Genomic DNA, 21,408 nt, shown 5'->3' on the forward strand with positions numbered 1-21,408 from the left:
CTAATCATCCTTCCTTTTTCTTCTTAATATAAAATATTTATCTACAGGTTTATCCATAAGAATTTTTATTTTTTGCTGTGCATGAGGAGCAACATCTATTTCATGTCCTTTATCATCTAACATAACATTTATTTTTTGCTTAATGAGTTTATAATCTGGACCAATTATTTCAATAAAATCTCCCTTAAACATCCTATTTCTCTGCTCAATAGTTGCATATCCAGTACTTTCATCATAATCCAAAACAATGCCAAGAAAATCATAATCTCTTATATAAGAACTTGAAGCATAAAGCTGAGCTTCTTCATTTGGTCTTCCAAAATAAAATCCAGTTGTAAATTTTCTATGACTTACTTTTCCAAGTTCTTCAATCCATTCAGGATCTATTTTATAATTCTCACCTAATTTATAATAATCATCTATTGCTTTTCTATATACCCTTACAGTATTAGCGACATAATATATACTTTTCATTCTACCCTCAATTTTTAAACTGCTAAGTCCTGCTTTTATAAGTTCTGGTATGTAGTTTACCATACACAAATCTTTAGAATTAAAAAAATATGTTCCTTTCTCATCTTCAAAAACCGGTATGTATTCACCGGGTCTTTTCTCTTCCACTAAATAATACTTCCATCTACACGGATGAGCACATTCTCCCCTGTTTGAATCCCTATTTGCCATGTAACTGCTTAAAAGACATCTACCTGAATATGATATACACATTGCCCCATGTATAAAAGCTTCAAGTTCTAAATCTTCTGGCGTATTTTTTCTTATTTCACTTATTTCTTTTAAAGACAATTCTCTTGCCAATATTATTCTTTTAACACCTTGTTTATACCAGAAATTAGCACTCATAAAATTTGTATTGTTTGCCTGCGTACTTAAATGAATTTCCAAATTTGGAGCATGTTCTCTTACATACATCAAAACTCCCGGATCAGATAAAATAACTGCATCTATATCCATCGTGCTTAATTTTTTTAAATATTCAGGTAGCTGCCTTAAATCATCATTATGGGGAATTATATTTAATGTTACATATACCTTTTTACCTCTGTCATGTGCAAATTTTATACCTTCATTCATTTCTTCAAATGAAAAGTTTTTTGCACTTGTCCTTAATCCAAAAGTTTGACCTCCTATGTATACTGCATCAGCACCATATATTATGGCATATTTCAATTTTTCCAAATCTCCCGCAGGTGCTAATAATTCTACTTTATTCACTATAACTCCTCCCTATTTTTATAAGATAATGCTACACCATCTCCAATGGGAATAATACTAGTTGTCAAATTAGGATGTTTAGATATATAATCCAAATATTTCCTCATTCTTTTAACTATCGTTATTTTTCTCCTTTTGACATATTTGTTAGATGCTATCATTCCCTTATAAAGCACATTGTCAGAAACTATAATTCCTCCATCATTTAATTTTTCATAGCATAGAGAAAAAAACTTCTGATAATGTCCTTTTGCTGCATCTAAAAAAATCATATCAAATTTCCCTTCAATTTTGGGAAGAACATCTACTGCATCACCAAATTTTATTTCTATATTTTTTTCATATCCAGCTTTTTTTATGTTTTTAGATGCTATTTCAAACATTTCTTCATTCTTTTCTATGGTTACAACTTTTCCTTTTATATTCATGGCTCTAGTAAATACTGTGGCAGAATAACCTATTGCAGTTCCTATCTCAAGTATACTTTTTATACTACTTGCCTTTATTACTACCTCTAAAAACTTTGCAACCTCAGGCTGTATAATAGGAACATTATTTTCTCTTGCATATTCTTCCATTTCATATATTATTCCCGAGCTTTTTGGAATCATATTTCTAATATATTCTTCAACCAATTCATTTACAATGTTACTCACCATAACATCTCCTTTACCATTAAAAAACTAATACGCGGAATCCTACCACGTATTAGTTTTTCCAAAATTTATTACATTTAGTAATTCCTATTTTTTGCTCTTAAATGTGCACTATAGCTTTTACTAAATGTATGACTCCCATCTCCATTTGAAACAAAATACAAATAATCAGTATCAGCTGGATAAAGTGCTGCTTTTATAGATGCTTTTCCCGGAGAAGCTATCGGCATAGGTGGAAGTCCAAATCTTTTATAAGTATTAAATGGAGAATTTATTTCTAAATCTTTATATGTCAATCTTTCTTTTCTCTTTCCCAGTGCATATTGTACTGTTGCACACGATTGAAGAAGCATATTCTTTTTTAATCTATTATGAAAGACACTTGAAATAATAGCTCTTTCTTCATCAAGTTTTGCTTCTTTTTCAATTATAGAAGCTAATGTGACAACTTCCACTACACTCATATTCAACTGCTCAGCTCTTTCATAATACTCTTTCTTAAAAACTTCATCAAATCTTTTTAACATCTTATATATTATTTCTTTTTCTGTTATATTTTTTTCAAATTCATATGTATCTGGAAAAAGAAAACCTTCTAACCTATTCTTCCCTTTAGGAATTCCTTTTAAAAATTTAAAATCAAAATCGCCATTTTCTATAACATACATCAATTTTTCTCTATCAATATTTAATTTATCATTGTTTACAATTCTATCGACAATCTGCTTCAATTCAAATCCTTCTGGAATTGTAATTCTTACTGTTTCTTTATAAACATCTCCAGATATAATCTTATCTATAATTTGATACATACTCATTGACTTTTTAAATCTATAACTACCTGCTTTAAATAAATTGTCCGCTTTTTTCTGTTTACTTACTAATTTAAAAACAAATTTGCTCTTTATAAGATGATTTTCTTTTAAAATAGATGCTATTTTACTAGACGATGAACCTCTAGGAATATTAATTATTATATTTTTATTATCATTTTTATCCACAGGTCCTTTTAAACTATTAAAATAAAATAATAAAGCTACTAAAGCAATTATAAATATGCTCAATTTAATTATTAAACTTCTTCCTTTGTTAATAGAGGAATCCATTTTTTACCTCCAATGCCTCTTTGATAAATTCTTATACTATTATACATTTGTCATCAATTTTTTACAAGTTTTTTATCATAAAAATAAGTCCGAAAAAATCGGACCTTACTTTAAAAATTCAAACCAATTATCAATGGTACTAATATCGGAACTATACTCGTCAAAATTAATCCTGAAAAAAAGGAAATAACTGATATGCTGCTGTTTGTTGCTTTAGTTATTACAGGCAGTGCAGTATCCATAGAAGTAGCTCCAGCAGCTGCAACTGTTTCAATATACCCAATATGTTTTGCAATAAGTGGTATCATGATAATAGATGTAATCTCTCTTAAGACATTTGCTAAAAAAGCTATTGTCCCAAGTTTTGCACTATATTTGGAAAGTTCTATAGCAGATAGAGAATACCAGCCTAATCCCGCCCCTACTGCCGCTGATTCTATCAAAGACAAATTTATTAAAAAACTTGCTATTATACTTCCAAATAAAGTACCTATTACAATCATAAAAGGTACTAATATAATTTTATAGCCATATTCTCTTATATCTTTTAAAATACTCTTATTTCCTCCAATATCTATTCCCACAAAAAATAATAAAAGACACAAACCCACATCAATGACAAAATCAATATTTCCTATTAACATCTCGGGAGTCATTATATATCCAAAAATTATACCTAAAACTACAGATAATAATATTTGTAAAGTCATGCTCTCTTCTCCTCTTTTGAAACATTCATATATTTTGATATAACTTTTACTCCCAAGATGCTAAAAATAATTGAAAATATCGAAATTATTAACGCAGTAAAACCAAGTTTAGGAAATAATCTCAAAATCTCTTTATTTGTTCCTATTTTAACTCCCATAACAAAAAGCAAAAACAAAAGACAAACATATTGAATACTACTTACTTTGCCAGATATTTTTTTAGGAACTAGCTCCTTAAATCCTATATAAGCTCCTAGCGATATAATGGCCAAATATAAAAGTATTCTCATTTGTTATCCCCCCATATTTAACGCTTTTCTCAGGTTTAAATCTCCAATCTCTTTTATAACTTCTAATTCTTTAATTTTTATTTAAAACTTATAGCAATTATATTTACACTTCCATTATAATAGGTAAAATCATTGGTCTCCTCTTTGTCTTTTGATATAAATACCCCTTTAACGTTTCCTTAATAGCTGATTTTAAAGTAGCCCATTCTTTTATACTATTTTCTTCACATTTCTGAAGTGCTTCTTTAACTACACTTCTTGCTCCCTCCATAAGGTCCTCAGATTCTCTTACATATACAAAACCACGTGAAATAATATCTGGTCCAGCCATTATACTGCCATCTTCTTTTGATATAGTTACTACAACTACCATTAGTCCATCTTCTGAAAGATGTTTTCTGTCTCTTAGTACTATATTCCCTACATCTCCAACTCCCAGTCCATCAACTAATATGTTCCCACTTACCACAGAACCAGTAATACTGGCACTATCTTTTGATATTTCTATTATATTGCCATTTTCAGCTACAAAAATATTTTCTTTAGACATTCCAAGTGATTCTGCCAAAGTAGCATGCTGTCTTAAATGTCTATACTCACCATGTACTGGAATGAAAAACTTAGGCTTTACTAAAGAATGCATTAGTTTCAATTCTTCTTGACATGCATGTCCTGAAACATGAACATCTGCTAATGATTCATATATAACATTTGCACCTTTTTCAAAGAGTAAATTTATTACTTTAGCTACTGTTTTTTCATTCCCCGGAATCGGAGATGAAGAAAGTATAACTAAATCACCCGGTAATATCTCCATTTTTTTATGCTCTGATGAAGCCATACGTGATAGTGCCGACATAGGTTCACCTTGACTTCCCGTTGTAATTACAACTATCTCATTGTCCGGATACCTATTTAAATCATTAATATCTATAAGCATTCCCGTTGGTATATTTAAATATCCTAAATCAATTGCCACATTTACGACATTTACCATACTTCGTCCTGATACTGCTATCTTTCTATTAAATCTGTATGCAGCATTAATTATCTGCTGAATTCTATGAACATTTGATGCAAAAGTAGCTACTATTATTCTCCCTTTTGCGTTGCTAAATATGTTTTCAAAAGTTTCTCCCACAGTTCTTTCAGACATAGTATAACCGGTTCTTTCAACATTTGTACTATCTGCAAGCAATGCAAGTACTCCTTCTTTGCCAAGCTCTGCAAATCTATGTAAATTTATCATTTCTCCATCAATTGGAGTAAAATCTATTTTAAAATCGCCAGTATGAATTACTTTTCCAACAGGAGTATCTATAGCTAAACTCACTGCATCGGGAATACTATGACTAGTTTTAATAAATTCTATATTAAATTTTCCTAAAGTAATTTTATCTCCCGGTTTCACAACATTTAAATTGATACTATTTATCATTCTATGTTCTTTTAACTTATTTTCAACTAACCCTAATGTCAATTTTGTTCCATAAATAGGTACATTAATTTTATTCAATACATATGGAAGTGCACCTATGTGGTCTTCATGTCCATGAGTTAATACTATACCTTTTACTTTTTCTTTATTTTTCAATAGATATGTTATATCGGGTATAACGACATCAATACCTAACATTTCATCTTCCGGAAAACTTAACCCACAATCAACAACTATTATATCATCTCTATATTCAAAAACGGTCATATTTTTCCCTATTTCATTAAGTCCACCTAATGGTATAATCTTTAGTTTAGAAATTTTTTTTGGCACAATATCACTCTCCTGATCCATATAATAACTAGTTGAACTTTTACAACGATTATCTCATCAATTAAGTTCATTATACTTTAAATGGTATTATTTAGCAAGTACAGTTGTACTACAATTAATTACATAAATTTCCCCTAAAATTTCCTTTATATAATATATGATTACTTTTTAAATTAAACATTATGCTTTAAAATTTTTATCATTTATAAAAACTAACTTTATCAAACTGTTTTAAAACTAAATTTTAATAGAAAACTTAAAAAGAAAATATGCACTTATTAAAATGCCTACAAAATGCAGATATATTGATATAAAAAACAGGAGGCATTTCAACAAGTGCATAAATACAGTCATACTAAATTAATGCATCATCTTAAAAACAATTAATCTATAAAATTAATTGTACTTAAATCAAAATTACATATCTATTGACATTTAGAACACAGCCCAAAAAACTTAACTTTATGGTCCTTTATCTCAAATTTATAATTCTTTTCAATTTCTGCCTCTAGATGATCTAACAAATCTACTTCAACTTCTATAATTGCTCCACACTTTGTGCATATTAAATGATGATGCTGATGATCATCACTATTAATATTTAATTCATACCTTGCACAGCCATCATCTAAATTTATTTTTGTAATAATACCTAGATCATCTAATAGTTGCAAGGTTCTATAAACTGTAGCAAGCCCTATTTCAGGACAATTCTTTTTTACATAATCATAAACTTCTTCAGTACTTAAATGTTTACCCTGATTGTTAATTATAGTATCCAATACTGCTCTTCTTTGTGGAGTTAATTTATATCCTTTTTCTTTTAAAATATCTTTTAATTTTTCAGCTGAATCTATCATACCAAAACCTCACTTATCAATTAATAATTCATTTAAAATAAGTGTACTTATAATTATTTAATATGTCAACAATTAAATTTTTAAAAACATTTTTCTTTCTTACCTCCATATATACTACAGCCCTTACATTCACTGCATTTTTTAGGCACATCTACTAATGAATTACATCTAGGACATCTCTTTGTTTTACTAATATCTACTTTAAAACCACACTTTTTACATTCTTTAATCATAACATCACCTTATCAAATGAAAATGATTATATAAATCAATTGCATATTAACATTTTTTATATTAATTTTCAAGCCCCTATTAATCATTTAATTATTTTTCCATCATTTCTTCATATGCCTTCGCTACTTTATTAAATTCATCATCGTCTTCAACACATTCTAACATTTCTTCTCCATTTTCCTCCACTATTTTAAAAACTACAGCCTCTTCAGTATCTTCATCTAAAGGCAGTAAAATGGCATACTCTTTATTTTCAACTTCTAAAGTGGCAATAATCTCAAATTCTTTTTCATTGTTTTCTTCATCAATTAGAGTAATTATTTTTTCATTTTCCATAAAATCATCACCTCTCTGATATTTATTTTTTTCACCTCTGGCTATCTAAATATCCCTGTAAAATATAAACTGCTGCAACTTTATCAATAACCTTTTTTCGCTTTTTCCTACTAATATCAGCTGAAATCAACATTTTCTCAGCAGCAACAGTTGTCAATCTTTCATCCCACATTATTATTTCTACATCAACTTTTTTCTTGAGCTTATCTGCAAACTTTAATACTTTTTCTCCCTGCGGTCCTATCGTACCATTCATATTTTTTGGAAGTCCTATGACTATTTTCTTTACTTCCATCTTTTCAACAATTTCTTTTATCCTGCCGAAATCAGCTTTATTGCTGGTTCTTCTTATAGTTTCCACCCCTTGAGCTGTTAGGCCCAATAAATCACTTACTGCAACTCCTATGGTTTTATCTCCTACATCTAAACCCATTATTCTCATAATTTCCCTCTTTCTAAACTACTTTAATACAAAACAAAGGACAATAACTGCTGCAATAGCCACATAAAACACATTTATCTTTATCTACAACTACTTTGTCGTTTTCAATTCTTAATGCATTTGCTTTACATGCCTCAACACATCTTCCACATCTTTCACACCAAAAATCTATATGTAGCCTCCTATTTTGTCTCGAAAGCTTATCTTCTATTTCCTTTGGCACTTTTTCACCATTAAATCTACATACATTTGCAATAACTTCTTCAACTCTCTGCATACCAACAGCAATAGAGTCTAAAAATGGCAAGTTTAAAACAAATTCAAAACATTCGTCAATGTTATTTAGTAGATTTCCTCCGCCTAAAGGTTTCATTCCATATATTCCCTTGCCCTTGTCTTTAGCTAATTTTAATACTTCTACCATCTCATCGACAGTACCGTCTTGTATACCTAATCCATTTTTATTTATAATCGGATGTATAACTTCAATTTCATCCATATTTATGCTAGCTTTAACAGCTGCAATTGTATGAGTAGATATTCCAACTGCTCTAATTATTCCTTTTTCTTTCATCTTTATAAAATACTCTAATGCCTCATAATGCCCTTTTAATGTATACTCATTTTCTTGCTCATGTAAAAGAAAAATATCTATATAATCTCTATTTAACTCATCTAAAGCTTTTTTTAAGCTCTTTTCTGCTGTTTCTTTAGAATATGCATACGATTTAGTAGCTATAACTATATCATTCCTATATTTATTTCCTAAAGCTTTATTTATATAACCGTATGTTTTATACAACTCAGCTGTATCTATAAAATTGACACCTCTATCAAATGCCTCTCTTATTACTCTAGCTCCTTCTTCCAAAGGCAAATTTGCTTGAAGCGGTCCTACCGTCAATCCTCCAAAACAAAGTTTTGAAACTCTTATATTAGTCTTTCCTAAAATATTATACTGCATATTCATTACCTTCCTAACTACTTTTTATTTCATCAACTATCAAATACATCAATGTTATCCCTAAAAATATTATAGCAGTTGCAGCTGCAACAACTCCTGAATCATTAACTATAAAACCAACTACACAAGCAATCAAAACACCCAACAGTCCTTTAGCAAGATTGTTATATTTCTCTAACACCTTTTTAGCTACACCAAATGGTCTATAAAATAAAATACTCAAAAATAATATAGTTGTCAAAAGTACTTTACTCCATATAGTTATTTCTAACAGTTTTATATTCATGCAAATTTTTCTAAATATTATAGAATAAATAACTTTAAATCCTTCATTTCTTATCTGGCTTAAAGCATTTGCCAAATGAGTTTTATCATCAACAATATATAAATCCGTAAGCGAAATAATAAAAAGCAAAATTAAAACCGATAAAAAAATCAAACTAAAATCTCTCAATTTCAATCTCTTTTTAAAAAGCCTTAATATAACAAATACAGCTGAAATTACAGCAGTAATACTTCCACCTACATTTGCCCCTAATTTAGGATACCCTATAACATACACTATAAACATCAGAAAAATTACGGGCAACATCTTGTTAATTTTAAATCTATCTAATAAACTCATTATAAAAACTAAACTAGCTCCAATGAGTATACCCATATATTCATTACCTATGCCATAATACCTTGCTCCTATTATCGGATCATATCCTAAAAATGATAATTTCATTAACTTTGAATTGTTAAATAAATCTATTATTAATCCAATACTTGTAATACCCGATAATATTATTATACTATCTAAAGTTTTCCTTTTTAAAATAACAAGAGTGCTAGATATGACTATACTTATAATTATAACTAAAAAGAAACTTGTAAAAAGATTATTTACTGTAAATAACGGCAATATAAGCAGTGAAAAAGGTATTGACATCGTACCTAATAATAGATACTCAATATATTCAAAATGCTTTGATTTTAATTTGCTACTAAATTGTATTGCAAAAAATGTCAAAATAGATATGATAATCTCAAAAATAGCAAAAGCATATAAAATTTTTATTCTATTCTTATATAAAAATGCTGTTTCATTACTTAGATTTAATACAAAAGAAAAATTATCAGAAACACTTACTGTATTAAATGGTTTTCCTGTAAAATGTTTAAGCGAAGCATTAAAATATTCTGCAATATATGGAGCAATATCTATATTTCCTATTATACCTTTACGTTTTGTAGTTGAAGATGTCAATATTCTCTGATTATTATAATTATCAACTAATATTACCGGTGTCAACTTTTTCCCAACATCAGAAGATTTAGTTGACGGAAAAGGACTTAATATTAAAATCTGTGTATTACTTAAATCTATTAAATTATATATCTTTTTTATAAAAATATCTATATCACTTATTATTCTATTTCTGTGTACTTCATACATTTCCTGTGTAACATTACTTTTATAATTTTCAAGCCTGCTAATATCTCCGAGATCTATTATCATAAAATCATGAGTCTTTATAAATTCACTAAACTTTGTATAAATATATTCATAGTTAGTTTTTAATCCAAATGGATAATTACTATCTTTTACTACTACTTTTTCGTCTATTTTTCCATCATCAACTAATCCGTACTCATCCATCCCTATTAAAGCACCTAATCGAATCTGCTTATCATCTGTATCAGAATTGCCTAAAACTACGGATTTTATATTTTTCTTACTAAGAGAACTCCCTAATGCCCCTATATATGGAATATAATTATTACTTTTATTTATATTTATCAATTTTGCTATATCAATATTTATTATGTGTTTACCTTTATTTGTAAAACCTGTTCTTCTATTGTAAATTTCGTAACTATCAGTATTTAACTCAACAAATTTTGAAGTATAATATGTCCCATCTGTCCTTGCAGCTGAACCAATAGTAGCACAAGAACTAAATTCATTATTATGTCCGTATCCTCTAGTATTCATAAGTCCAATAGCTCCATTTTTTGCAAGGTTTTTAACGAAAGGCATCTTGTCAATATCATCTAAATCTAATCTGCTGACTAAAATCACTATTAGCTTATTTTCACTCCCACTTTGTGAAAAACAAAAACTGCTATATAATAACATTAATAATATTGAAATAAAAAAAATTTGAGCTGTCTTTTTCAAAACTACTCTCTCCTAATTTATTCTGATTAACGTTCTAAATAATTTTTCAATAATTCTTCTATCAGTTCATCTCTCTCAACTTTTCTAATAATATTTCTTGCATTGTTATGACTAGTTATATATGTTGGGTCTCCTGAAAGAATGTACCCTACTATCTGATTTATTGGATTATAACCTTTTTCTTTTAATGCCACATATACATCATTTAAAATATTTCTTATCTCACTCCCTTCTTCCTTATCAACACTAAATTTCATTGTTAAATTATTCAGTTTGTCATTCATTTTTTTCCCTCCAATTTATATATTGGTTATTTTTGTATAACAATATACGTTATAGTTATATTTTACCACTATTTTATCTAATATACACTTATAAATTATAAACGAAGGCATATGCCTTCGTTTATAATTTATAATTATTTTATACTATTTAACACTAACTCTTTAACTTTTGATAAAGCCTTATCTATTTTTGACGGGTCCTTTGCTCCAGCTTGAGCCATATTTGGTCTTCCACCACCTCCACCACCTGCAATACTAGCTACTTCTTTGATTATCTTACCAGAATGTATACCTTTTTTAACTGCTTCATCTGAAGCCATAGCTATAAAATTAACTTTTCCATCTTTTTCACTGCCTAAAACAATAAAGCTGTTTCCAAGTTTATCTCTTAATTTATCTCCTAAATTTCTTACGCTATTCATATCTAAATTTTCAAGTTTATATGCTACTACATTTATGCCTTCAATATTTTCAGCAGAATTAATAATTTCATCTAATGAAGAACTTGCTAATTTATTCTTTAACATATCATTTTCTTTCTGTAAATTTTTAAGTTCCATATTTAATACTTCTATCTTGTTTTCTATATCATTTACATTCGTTTTTAAAGCAACTGCAATATTTTTAATTTTTTTATTCATTTCTGACATGTATTTATATACTGCTCTGCCTGTAATAGCTTCTATTCTTCTTACCCCAGCAGCTACACCTGACTCACTTATTATTTTAAATAAGCTTATTTCACTTGAATTTCTTACATGTGTACCACCGCAAAGTTCTCTACTAAATTCACCTATGCTAACTACTCTTACAACCTGTCCGTATTTTTCTCCAAATAATGCTGTTGCACCCATCTTCTTTGCATTATCTAAAGAAGTTTCAATAATATCTACTTTTATAGATTCAAATATCTTTTTATTAACAATTTTTTCGATTTCTTCAATTTCTTCGTTTGTAATACCTTGAAAATGAGTGAAATCAAATCTCAATCTATCAGGAGTAACTAATGAACCTGCCTGTTCAACATGTCCTCCAAGTACTTCTTTTAATGCTTTATGAAGTAAATGGGTTGCTGTATGATTTCTAGCAGTATCAATGCGTCTTTCTACATCAATAGAAGCTTTTACATTTTCGTTTATACATACTTTTCCTTCTACTACTTTACCTATATGAAATACTATATTATTCTTTCCTTTTTTGCAGTCATAAATCTCTATTTTGAAATTTTTACCATAGATTTTTCCTCTATCTCCTACCTGTCCTCCACCTTCAGGATAAAATGGAGTTTTATCAAGTATAATAGTAATTTCATCACCTTTTTCGGCATCATCTACTATTTCTTTATCTCTAATAATAGCTAATATCTTACTTTCCGTTTCATATTCATCATATCCAACAAACTTTGAATTTATTCCTTCTGATAAATCAAATAATTCATCAGATTCCCAACCAGCTTCGTTTAATTCTTCTCTGGCACTTCTAGCTCTTTCTCTCTGTTTTTCCATTTCCTCATTAAATGCCTTTTCATCAACTTTCATATTTTCTTCTTCTAAAATTTCCTTAGTTAAATCTAATGGAAAACCATATGTATCATACAACTTAAATGCATTTTCACCAGATAAAGTTTCCTCATTATTTTCTTTTAGTTTCTGGATAAATTCTCTTAATATTTCCATGCCCTGATCTATTGTCTGCTGGAATCTTTCTTCTTCTATAGCTATGACTTTCTTAATATAATCTCTTCTTTCTATAAGCTCTGGATAGGCTTCTCCTGAAACTTCTATAACTCTATCAACTAATTCGTTTAAAAAACTACTTTCAATTCCCAATAATTTACCGTGACGAGCAGCCCTTCTTAATAATCTTCTCAAAACATATCCTCTACCTTCATTGCTTGGAAGGATTCCATCTCCTACCATAAAAGTAACTGCTCTAATATGGTCAGTAATTATTCTAATTGATATGTCATCTTTTTCACTGATACCATATTTTTTATTTGCTATTTTTACAACGCCATTAAGTATATGTTTTATAGTATCTATTTCAAAAATTGAATCTACATTTTGTATTATACAAGCAACTCTTTCAAGTCCCATTCCCGTATCAATATTTGGTTTTGGAAGTGGATGACATATACCATTTTCATCTTTATCAAATTGAGTAAATACATGATTCCAAAATTCTACATATCTGTCACAGTCGCAACCCGGCTTACAATCTTCACTTCCACAGCCATATTCTTCTCCTCTGTCAAAATAAATTTCTGAACAAGGTCCACATGGACCAGTACCTATTTCCCAAAAATTATCTTCTTTCCCCAGCCTAACTATCTTTTCTTCAGGTACTCCTATCTTTTTATTCCAAATTTCAAATGCTTCATCATCTTCTTCATATATAGATACCCATAATTTTTCAACAGGCATCTTTAAATGCTCAGTACAAAATTCCCAACCCCATGTAATAGATTCTTCTTTAAAATAATCACCAAAAGAAAAGTTTCCAAGCATTTCAAAAAAAGTCGCATGTCTTGCAGTTTTACCTACATTCTCTATATCTCCTGTTCGTATACACTTTTGACATGTTGCCATTCTAGTGCTCGGTGGAGTTTCTATTCCCATAAAATACGGTTTTAATGGTGCCATACCTGCATTAATTAATAATAAACTCTTATCGTTTTGAGGTACAAGTGAATAACTAGATTTTACATAATGACCTTTACTCTTAAAAAAATCTAAAAACTTTTTTCTTATCTCATTTAAACTCATTTTTTCCACGAATACTACCTCCCTCATTCTTTTTCAAGTCCAATAAGTCTTAAAGCAATTTTTTATTTTAATTTATATATTAAAGTTCATTAAACATATATTTAAACTCAACTTCCTTAATATTTAAAAATTCTAAATTAATTTTTAAAATTTTATAATTCTAACTAATAATCATATTTGATACTATTATGTCTAAATAGTATAACTTTTTGTAAAAAAATTTTTAAATTCCTAAACAAAAATAAAAACTCCCGTTCCTATACTAAATATATAGGGACGAGAGCTATCCCGCGGTACCACCCTAATTATTACCAAAAGGTAATCGCTCATTTAAAGCACTTTAACGAGTGCCAATCGTTAACTTCTAATCTATTATAAAAATATTTCGAAGTTAAAGCTCTAGAGCTGCTTCAACCACCCTTGATGAGAAGACTTCCAGCCTAAGGTCTTCCTCTCTATGCATCAGGTTTAGTTTACTCCTCTCCTTCATAGCCTGTACATATTCTTTTTTGTCTAGATTATATAGGATATGTTTATATTTGTCAATCCTTATTAGCCATTTTTAGATTTTTATCAACATTTTTACAATATGCTTCATAATAACTTTTATGCTTGCAGCAAATGGCACTGCAAATAACAAACCTATTATACCAAACATTTCTCCCCCTACTAGCAAAACTAAAATTACAAATATAGGATGAAGTCCCACGCTATCTCCAACTATTTTAGGTGATAATACAGCACTTTCTATCTGCTGAATTGTAAAAAAAGCTAAGATAACCCATAGTGCTTTAATAGGCTCATCTAGCAAAGCAACTATCACAGCTGGAACTGTACCAATTATAGGACCAAAGTATGGAACAACATTCGAAATACCAGCTATTGTTCCAATTAAAAATGCAAATCTAACTTTAAGTATTAATAGAGCAAATATGCTTAATATACCAACTATTGCTGCTATTACTAATTGACCTCTTATAAATCTACTTAAAACTTTATTTATATCTTTAAAAATACTTATCATCTCTTCTCTAAATTTTGCTGGAATAGAAATTATAACTTTCTTTTTAAAATAATCTGTATCTTTCAAAAAATAAAACGCATATATAGGCACAAGAACAATTCCTACTAGATTTGAAAAAAAATTCAATCCTTTCTGAGTTATATGCCTAAAAAGGTCTATTATATGTACTTGAATATTGTTTAAATATTCTCTCAGTGCAACATCTATGCCTACAAATTCAGGTGGTAAACTATTCATACTGACCATATATTTATAATATAAATTATTAATAAAATTAAATGTTCTATTTGTATAAGACGGCAAAATTTCCGTAAAATTTTTTATTTCTTTTGTCATTCTAGGAGTTATGGTAAATGAAAATATAGCCATAATTAAAAATATTCCAAAATAGACAATAGTTACACTCCAAAATCTAGATAATCTGTATTCCATCAATTTACAAATCAGCGGATTTAAGAGATACGCAAAAATTACAGCCCATATTATTGGAATTAAATTTGATATAATAACATTTCTATATACATAAAAAATTATCATAAATATTATTGCAATTACTGTCAAAAATATTATTATGTAAATTTTTCTATTAAATTTAATTTTGTATTTATAATTAACATATCTATTTCCAATATGAACTAAATAATACAATGTAAATATTAATAATACAAATAGTAAGCTATTTATTAAAATCTTAATTCCCACATAAATTAAATTAATATTTTTAGTATTTGTCAATAATTGTATAAAAGCACCTTGACTATCCATTTTATCACCTTAAAAAATTCATTAAAAGCAGCTTAAATAAGCTGCTTTTTACTATCTAAATAAATTCAATGAAGAAACTGCACCCATAAACTTTGAAGCATCTCTTATAGCCCTAGTACCTTTCTTCATTATTCTTCTTCTCTGTCTAGGACTAGTTTTATATAAAGCATACATGCTAGCTGTTACTCCAAATAAGCTGCCTGCTATTATTCCCGACATAAATCTGCTTCTCATATTAACACTCCTTTTTTTAAATTAACTCTTTCATTTCATTAAATTATGTGCATAAATTGATTCTCTATAATTAGTTTGTGTATATTACATTACTCTAATTCTAGAAATTTTTTCAAACCGCCAATATTATTTAAAATCGTATTTTTCATCTTTTCAGATAATAATATTTTAGAACTAGATAAATCAATAGATTTATCTACAGGAATAATTTGTATCCCGCTAAATATATCATCTAAAAAACCATTTGTTAATACTAATCCCAATATCATTCCATCATTATTTTTAAATAATATATCTTGTACAAATCCTATCAAAGCTCCTTTTTCAGATACTACTTCTTTCCCAATAATTTCATCAACTTTTTTGTAAAAATCACGGCTACCCATAAATTTCTTTTTTGATATGAGATTTTTCTTATATTTTGCTTTTATAAACTTTTTTTCTATACAAAAAATATCATTAAATTGAATTATCTTTATTTTGTGCAAAATATTTCCACAATCAATTATAAGTGCTGATAGCTTTTTCGAGTTCAAATCTATCAAAACATCCTTAACTTCTCCCTCTTTTTTTCCTGTGTCGCTACATATAACAGGATACCCAATTATTTCACTTATTCTAAGCATAACTATCACCATTTTAATTTTTTATAATATTTATTTTTTCTTTTTTAAACAAAAAAATGCACAAAATAATGTGCATTTTTATTTAACAGCTTTTTCTATTATTCCTCCACCTACTAATATATCTCCATCATAAAATACAACTGCTTGTCCCGGTGTTATAGCCCTTTGAGGATTTTCAAACTCAACAATAACTTTGTCTTTTTCTAAAGGTTTTACTACAGCCTCTGCAGGTTTTGCACTGTATCTTATCTTTGCCTGTACTTTTAATGGTTTAGTTAATTTGTCAACAGATATAAAATTTACATCTTGAGCTATCAATTTAAATGAAAAGACATCTTTATTTTCTCCTATAACTACTTGATTTTTTTCAGGTATAATATTAATTACATAAGCAGGCTTCCCAAGAGATAATCCAAGTCCTTTTCTCTGTCCAATTGTATAATGTATAATACCTTTATGTTTTCCCAATACATTACCTTTTGTATCTACAAAATCACCGGGCTCAATTTTGTTTTCTATATTTTCTTCAATAAAATTTCCATAATCATTATCTGGAACAAAACATATCTCTTGACTATCAGGTTTATTTGCGACATCAAGTCCAATTTCTTCAGCTATTTTCCTTATTTCTTCCTTTGAAGTATACTCTCCTAAAGGCATAAGTATATGCTTTAACTGTTCCTGCTTTAAATTATAAAGAGTATAAGTTTGATCTTTCATTTCAGCTGAAGATTTTTTTATTAAATACCTTTTTTTCTCATCATCATAAATTATCCTTGCATAATGCCCGGTTGCCACATAATATGCCCCTAAAGAATGAGCTTTTTTAAGAAGTTCTTCAAATTTTATATATCTATTACATGCAATACATGGATTTGGAGTTCTTCCTTTAAGATATTCATCAATAAAGTAATTTATAACTTTTTCTTTAAAAACAGATTTAAAATTTACAACGTAAAATGGTATGCCTATCTTATTTGCTACTCTCCTCGCATCGTCTGCTGCTGAAAGCCCACAGCATCCGTCCTCGCTTTCAATATATTCTTCACTAGGCTCTTGCCAAATTTTCATCATTACACCAATTACTTCATATCCCTGCTTTTTTAAAAGATATGCAGCAACAGAACTATCAACTCCACCACTCATACCTACAACTACTTTATTTTTATCTAATGCAGTCATACTTTCACCTACTAACTTTAAATTATTTATCTACTAGCTTTTATAAATTTTAACCCCAAAAAATTAATATCAATTGTTTGTTAAAAATAGTTTATATCTCTATGTAAAAAATATTCAAAACTTCATACAATAAACAAACCCAGGTTAAAACCCGGGTATTTTTTTATTCTTCATCTTCATCATCTTCATCGTGATGTTCATGAACATCTTCAACTGGTTTAAAATCTTCTAGCCCTTTAATAGTTATATTGTTTTTCTGTGCATAATCATATAAAGCTGCTTTTACTGCTTGTTCAGCAAGAACTGAACAGTGTACTTTTTGAGCTGGAAGTCCTTCTAAAGCTTCTACAACAGCCTTATTTGTAAGTTTAACTGCTTCTTCTACAGTTTTTCCCTTTATCATTTCTGTTGCAATACTTGATGTCGCTATAGCCGAACCACATCCAAAAGTCTTAAATTTTACATCGACTATAACCCCATCTTCAATTTTTAGATACATCTTCATTATATCCCCACATTTTACATTCCCTACTTGTCCAACTCCATCTGCATTTTCTATCTCTCCAACATTTCTTGGATTCATAAAATGATCCATAACTTTCTCATTATACATTATTTTGTCCTCCCTTTACTTTCTCATACAATGGAGACATCTGTCTCAATCTATCAACTATCTTAACAAGCTGTTGTATAGTATAATCAATATCTTCTTCTGTTGTAAAATCTCCAACAGTAAGTCTCAAAGAGCCATGAGCAATTTCATGCGAAAGCCCTATTGCCATAAGCACATGAGATGGGTCTAGCGAACCTGATGTACAGGCTGAACCACTCGAACCAGCTATTCCAACCATATCGAGACTGAGAAGTAGTGATTCTCCTTCTATAAATTCAAAACAAAAATTAGCATTTCCCGGATGTCTATTTTCTGGATGTCCATTTAATCTCACATAATCAATATTTTTTAAAACACCATCTATAAGCCTGTCTCTTAATTTTCTCACATGTTCAATATGAGAGTCAAGATTTTCTACTGCTAATTCTACAGCCTTTGCAAATCCAACTATCCCAGGTATATTTTCAGTACCTGCTCTTTTCTTTCTCTCTTGTGCTCCACCATGAATATGAGGATGAATTTTTACGCCCTTTCTTATATAAAGAGCTCCAACACCTTTAGGCCCATAAATTTTATGAGCTGAAAAATTCATAAGGTCTACACCTAAATCATTTACATCAATTGGTACATTCCCTAAAGCTTGTACAGCATCTGTATGAAAATATACTCCTCTTTCTTTTGCTATTTTAGCTATTTCTTTTATAGGCTGAATAGTTCCTATCTCGTTATTTACAAACATTATTGAAATGAGTATCGTCTTATCTGTAATAGAATTTTTCAATTGCTCCAAATCTACTACTCCATATTCATCAACATCTAAATAAGTAACTTCAAATCCATGTTTTTCTAGATATTCGCACACATGAAGTACTGCATGATGTTCAATTTTTGATGTAATAATATGATTGCCCTTATCTCTATTTGCAAAAGCAACACCTTTAATAGCCCAGTTATCTGCTTCAGAACCCCCGCTAGTAAAAAAAATCTCCTTAAAATCCGCACCAATAGCTTTAGCTATTTTATCTCTAGCTATATCTAAAGCTTTTTTCGCTTCTCTACCAAAAGAATGTATGCTTGAAGCATTGCCAAACTTTTCACTAAAATACGGCATCATTTCTTCAAGAACTTCTTTTTTCATTGGAGTCGTAGCTGAGTAGTCAAGATATACTTTTCTATTCATAAAATCATCCCCTCAAGTTAATTCATCTAATTTATTTAAAAATTTATTAATTTAAATATAATACATATAAGAATTTGAATCGTTTATTTTTTTATAATCATCAACCATATTTTGAAGAGTTATACTATCAATTACTTCATCTATGCTGACTTTTATCTTTTCCCATATAATTCTAGTTACACAGTAATCTGCTTTTGAACAATCATTATTATCGTCTTCTATAACACATTCTGCTGGTGCTATAGGTCCTTCTAAAGTTCTTATTACATCTCCTACTGTTATATTTTCAGGTTTATCAGCCAACATATATCCTCCTTGAGCTCCTCTTACACTCTTTACTAATCCTGCCTTCCTCAAAGAAGCTATAAGTTGTTCTAAGTAATGAACTGAAAGATTTTGTCTTTCTGCTATACTATTTAATGCTATAGGACCTTCCCCATAATTAAGAGCAAGTTCCAACATAGCTTTAAGTCCATATCTTCCTTTAGTAGATAACTTCACTTTTTCACTCCCTTCAAATTCCAACTAATTTACTTGGAATTTAATTTTAAGTATATTATACCCAAGTAAATTTGTCAACATTCAGGTAATAACTATTTACTTAGTTTTAATTTATAATCTGCAAATCTAATTTCTTTATAATTCACTACCCTTTAACCTATTTATATAACTTTTTATCTTTTCTTCTAATTTATTTTTTCCAGGAATATAATATTTAACATCTTTAATATTATCTGGCAAATACTGCTGTTTTATATAATTATTGTCATAATCGTGAGGATATTTATATCCTATTCCTCTTCCTAATTTTGAAGCTCCAAAATAATGAGCATCTTTAAGGTATGCTGGTATATCTCCTATATCTTTTGTTTCTATATCATATAGTGCTGCATCTATAGCCTTTATAACTGAATTTGATTTAGGAGCTGTTGAAAGCAAAAGAGTTGCCTCCGCCAAAGGTATCCTAGCTTCTGGAAGTCCTACCTGCAGTGCAGTATCAACACAAGCTTTTACTATACTAATAGCATTTGGATAAGCAAGTCCTATATCTTCTGAAGCTGTAACAAGAAGTCTTCTACATATAGAAATCAAATCTCCAGCTTTAATTAAACGAGCCAAATAATGAATTGCTGCGTCTGGGTCACTACCTCTTATAGATTTTTGAAATGCACTTAAAATATCATAATAATTATCTCCAAATTTATCAAAATTTAGTATCTTTTTTTGAGTACAATCATATGCAGTATTTAAATCAATATGAATTATTCCTCTTTCATCTAAATTTGTAGAAAATATTGCTATTTCCAGTGCATTTAATGCCTTTCTCAAATCTCCATTACTGACATTAGCTATATATTCAAGAGCTTCTTCATCTATTTTTATGTTTTTATCTTTTAATTCACTTTCAACAATTTTAATAGCTCTTTTTAAGCCATCTATAATATTAGATTTATTCAATAATTTAAACTCAAATATTGTCGACCTGCTGAGAATAGCCTTATAAATATAATGATAAGGATTTTCAGTAGTGCTCGCTATTAAAGTTATTTTTCCCGTTTCTATAAACTCTAGTAAAGACTGCTGTTGTTTTTTATTAAAATTTTGTATCTCATCAAGATATAATAAAACTCCATCTACAGAAAACAATGTATCCAGTTCATCAATAATATTTTTTACATCTTTAACTGACGCATTTGTCGCATTAAGTTTATAAAATCTCTTATTCGTCATATTAGCAATTATATTTGCTACAGTAGTCTTACCTACTCCGGGTGGTCCATAAAATATCATGTTAGTTATCCTGCCCGATTTTAAAATTCTATTTAATATTCTGCCTCTACCTAAAATATGTTCTTGTCCAAAAACATCCTCTAATTTTTCAGGTCTTATTCTTTCTGCTAATGGTTTATTATTCATACAGTACCACCAGTCTTTCTAATATTTTAAAATATTCCCTATGATTATA

The 21,408-nt window shown here is 28.9% G+C and carries 22 protein-coding genes and 1 other annotated feature; all 22 genes read right to left on the reverse strand.

Annotation, left to right across the window (positions count from 1 at the left end; translation table 11 throughout):
* Positions 1–1,233, reverse strand: coding sequence for a peptidase U32 family protein (locus BUA90_RS01470; RefSeq protein WP_072965605.1), 1,233 nt, complete (start codon positions 1,231–1,233; stop codon positions 1–3).
* Complete coding sequence (locus tag BUA90_RS01475) at positions 1,233–1,892, reverse strand: O-methyltransferase (protein WP_408608422.1); 660 nt, start codon at positions 1,890–1,892, stop codon at positions 1,233–1,235. Before BUA90_RS01475 ends, BUA90_RS01470 begins: the two co-directional genes overlap by 1 nt.
* Before the next feature lie 74 nt (positions 1,893–1,966).
* Entirely contained in the window at positions 1,967–2,995 is a 1,029-nt protein-coding gene (gene mltG / locus BUA90_RS01480; protein ID WP_072965607.1) for an endolytic transglycosylase MltG, read from the reverse strand.
* A gap of 110 nt (positions 2,996–3,105) precedes the next feature.
* Positions 3,106–3,705, reverse strand: a complete 600-nt coding sequence (locus BUA90_RS01485; protein ID WP_072965608.1) for a LysO family transporter — start codon at positions 3,703–3,705, stop codon at positions 3,106–3,108.
* Entirely contained in the window at positions 3,702–3,995 is a 294-nt protein-coding gene (locus BUA90_RS01490; RefSeq protein WP_072965609.1) for a LysO family transporter, read from the reverse strand. The genes BUA90_RS01485 and BUA90_RS01490 overlap by 4 nt, the downstream gene beginning before the upstream one ends.
* 103 nt (positions 3,996–4,098) lie before the next feature.
* Positions 4,099–5,787 (reverse strand): ribonuclease J, encoded by a 1,689-nt coding sequence (locus BUA90_RS01495; RefSeq protein ID WP_072965610.1) that lies wholly within the window; start codon positions 5,785–5,787, stop codon positions 4,099–4,101.
* A 404-nt stretch (positions 5,788–6,191) separates the two neighbouring features.
* On the reverse strand, positions 6,192–6,626 hold the full coding sequence (locus BUA90_RS01500) for a Fur family transcriptional regulator (RefSeq protein ID WP_072965611.1): 435 nt from the start codon (positions 6,624–6,626) through the stop codon (positions 6,192–6,194).
* An 80-nt stretch (positions 6,627–6,706) separates the two neighbouring features.
* On the reverse strand, positions 6,707–6,859 hold the full coding sequence (locus BUA90_RS12335; RefSeq protein ID WP_159429982.1) for a hypothetical protein: 153 nt from the start codon (positions 6,857–6,859) through the stop codon (positions 6,707–6,709).
* 91 nt (positions 6,860–6,950) lie between these two features.
* Positions 6,951–7,196 carry a DUF1292 domain-containing protein gene (locus BUA90_RS01505; RefSeq protein WP_072965612.1) on the reverse strand — a complete coding sequence of 82 codons (246 nt, stop codon included), beginning with the start codon at positions 7,194–7,196 and terminating at the stop codon, positions 6,951–6,953.
* A gap of 31 nt (positions 7,197–7,227) precedes the next feature.
* Positions 7,228–7,638, reverse strand: a complete 411-nt coding sequence (ruvX, locus tag BUA90_RS01510; protein ID WP_072965613.1) for a Holliday junction resolvase RuvX — start codon at positions 7,636–7,638, stop codon at positions 7,228–7,230.
* 13 nt (positions 7,639–7,651) lie between these two features.
* Positions 7,652–8,602, reverse strand: coding sequence for an aldo/keto reductase (locus tag BUA90_RS01515; protein ID WP_072965614.1), 951 nt, complete (start codon positions 8,600–8,602; stop codon positions 7,652–7,654).
* Positions 8,603–8,615: 13 nt separating this feature from the next.
* On the reverse strand, positions 8,616–10,769 hold the full coding sequence (locus BUA90_RS01520) for a hypothetical protein (protein WP_094756661.1): 2,154 nt from the start codon (positions 10,767–10,769) through the stop codon (positions 8,616–8,618).
* A 26-nt stretch (positions 10,770–10,795) separates the two neighbouring features.
* The gene (locus BUA90_RS01525) at positions 10,796–11,053 is read right to left on the reverse strand and encodes an IreB family regulatory phosphoprotein (RefSeq protein ID WP_072965615.1); all 258 of its coding nucleotides are present in this window, start codon (positions 11,051–11,053) and stop codon (positions 10,796–10,798) included.
* Between the two features lie 134 nt (positions 11,054–11,187).
* Positions 11,188–13,827 (reverse strand): alanine--tRNA ligase, encoded by a 2,640-nt coding sequence (gene alaS / locus BUA90_RS01530; RefSeq protein ID WP_072965616.1) that lies wholly within the window; start codon positions 13,825–13,827, stop codon positions 11,188–11,190.
* A 260-nt stretch (positions 13,828–14,087) separates the two neighbouring features.
* Positions 14,088–14,317 (reverse strand) — a binding site (T-box leader).
* Between the two features lie 63 nt (positions 14,318–14,380).
* Positions 14,381–15,607 (reverse strand): AI-2E family transporter, encoded by a 1,227-nt coding sequence (locus tag BUA90_RS01535; RefSeq protein WP_094756662.1) that lies wholly within the window; start codon positions 15,605–15,607, stop codon positions 14,381–14,383.
* Positions 15,608–15,658: 51 nt separating this feature from the next.
* Complete coding sequence (locus BUA90_RS01540; RefSeq protein WP_072965617.1) at positions 15,659–15,841, reverse strand: hypothetical protein; 183 nt, start codon at positions 15,839–15,841, stop codon at positions 15,659–15,661.
* An 89-nt stretch (positions 15,842–15,930) separates the two neighbouring features.
* Positions 15,931–16,467: a PRC-barrel domain-containing protein gene (locus BUA90_RS01545; RefSeq protein ID WP_072965618.1), complete on the reverse strand. Its 537-nt coding sequence runs from the start codon at positions 16,465–16,467 to the stop codon at positions 15,931–15,933.
* Positions 16,468–16,545: 78 nt separating this feature from the next.
* Positions 16,546–17,649 carry a tRNA 2-thiouridine(34) synthase MnmA gene (gene mnmA / locus BUA90_RS01550; RefSeq protein ID WP_072965619.1) on the reverse strand — a complete coding sequence of 368 codons (1,104 nt, stop codon included), beginning with the start codon at positions 17,647–17,649 and terminating at the stop codon, positions 16,546–16,548.
* Between the two features lie 163 nt (positions 17,650–17,812).
* Positions 17,813–18,265, reverse strand: coding sequence for a Fe-S cluster assembly scaffold protein NifU (gene nifU, locus BUA90_RS01555; RefSeq protein ID WP_408608424.1), 453 nt, complete (start codon positions 18,263–18,265; stop codon positions 17,813–17,815).
* Positions 18,255–19,442, reverse strand: coding sequence for a cysteine desulfurase NifS (nifS, locus tag BUA90_RS01560; protein ID WP_072965621.1), 1,188 nt, complete (start codon positions 19,440–19,442; stop codon positions 18,255–18,257). Before nifS ends, nifU begins: the two co-directional genes overlap by 11 nt.
* A gap of 51 nt (positions 19,443–19,493) precedes the next feature.
* On the reverse strand, positions 19,494–19,943 hold the full coding sequence (locus BUA90_RS01565) for an RrF2 family transcriptional regulator (RefSeq protein WP_072965622.1): 450 nt from the start codon (positions 19,941–19,943) through the stop codon (positions 19,494–19,496).
* A gap of 135 nt (positions 19,944–20,078) precedes the next feature.
* The gene (locus BUA90_RS01570) at positions 20,079–21,359 is read right to left on the reverse strand and encodes a replication-associated recombination protein A (RefSeq protein WP_072965623.1); all 1,281 of its coding nucleotides are present in this window, start codon (positions 21,357–21,359) and stop codon (positions 20,079–20,081) included.
* Positions 21,360–21,408 lie beyond the last annotated feature (49 nt).

Source organism: Caminicella sporogenes DSM 14501 (assembly GCF_900142285.1).
In the GTDB taxonomy this organism is placed as follows: domain Bacteria; phylum Bacillota; class Clostridia; order Peptostreptococcales; family Caminicellaceae; genus Caminicella; species Caminicella sporogenes.

Excerpts from the sequence above, each read along its gene's own strand:
- BUA90_RS01475 (WP_408608422.1), bottom strand. The coding sequence starts at position 1,892 with ATGGTGAGTAACATTGTAAATGAATTGGTTGAAGAATATATTAGAAAT.
- mltG (WP_072965607.1), bottom strand. The coding sequence starts at position 2,995 with ATGGATTCCTCTATTAACAAAGGAAGAAGTTTAATAATTAAATTGAGC.
- BUA90_RS01485 (WP_072965608.1), bottom strand. The coding sequence starts at position 3,705 with ATGACTTTACAAATATTATTATCTGTAGTTTTAGGTATAATTTTTGGA.
- BUA90_RS01490 (WP_072965609.1), bottom strand. The coding sequence starts at position 3,995 with ATGAGAATACTTTTATATTTGGCCATTATATCGCTAGGAGCTTATATA.
- BUA90_RS01495 (WP_072965610.1), bottom strand. The coding sequence starts at position 5,787 with ATGGATCAGGAGAGTGATATTGTGCCAAAAAAAATTTCTAAACTAAAG.
- BUA90_RS01500 (WP_072965611.1), bottom strand. The coding sequence starts at position 6,626 with ATGATAGATTCAGCTGAAAAATTAAAAGATATTTTAAAAGAAAAAGGA.
- BUA90_RS12335 (WP_159429982.1), bottom strand. The coding sequence starts at position 6,859 with ATGATTAAAGAATGTAAAAAGTGTGGTTTTAAAGTAGATATTAGTAAA.
- BUA90_RS01505 (WP_072965612.1), bottom strand. The coding sequence starts at position 7,196 with ATGGAAAATGAAAAAATAATTACTCTAATTGATGAAGAAAACAATGAA.
- ruvX (WP_072965613.1), bottom strand. The coding sequence starts at position 7,638 with ATGAGAATAATGGGTTTAGATGTAGGAGATAAAACCATAGGAGTTGCA.
- BUA90_RS01515 (WP_072965614.1), bottom strand. The coding sequence starts at position 8,602 with ATGCAGTATAATATTTTAGGAAAGACTAATATAAGAGTTTCAAAACTT.
- BUA90_RS01525 (WP_072965615.1), bottom strand. The coding sequence starts at position 11,053 with ATGAATGACAAACTGAATAATTTAACAATGAAATTTAGTGTTGATAAG.
- BUA90_RS01535 (WP_094756662.1), bottom strand. The coding sequence starts at position 15,607 with ATGGATAGTCAAGGTGCTTTTATACAATTATTGACAAATACTAAAAAT.
- BUA90_RS01540 (WP_072965617.1), bottom strand. The coding sequence starts at position 15,841 with ATGAGAAGCAGATTTATGTCGGGAATAATAGCAGGCAGCTTATTTGGA.
- BUA90_RS01545 (WP_072965618.1), bottom strand. The coding sequence starts at position 16,467 with ATGCTTAGAATAAGTGAAATAATTGGGTATCCTGTTATATGTAGCGAC.
- mnmA (WP_072965619.1), bottom strand. The coding sequence starts at position 17,649 with ATGACTGCATTAGATAAAAATAAAGTAGTTGTAGGTATGAGTGGTGGA.
- nifS (WP_072965621.1), bottom strand. The coding sequence starts at position 19,442 with ATGAATAGAAAAGTATATCTTGACTACTCAGCTACGACTCCAATGAAA.
- BUA90_RS01570 (WP_072965623.1), bottom strand. The coding sequence starts at position 21,359 with ATGAATAATAAACCATTAGCAGAAAGAATAAGACCTGAAAAATTAGAG.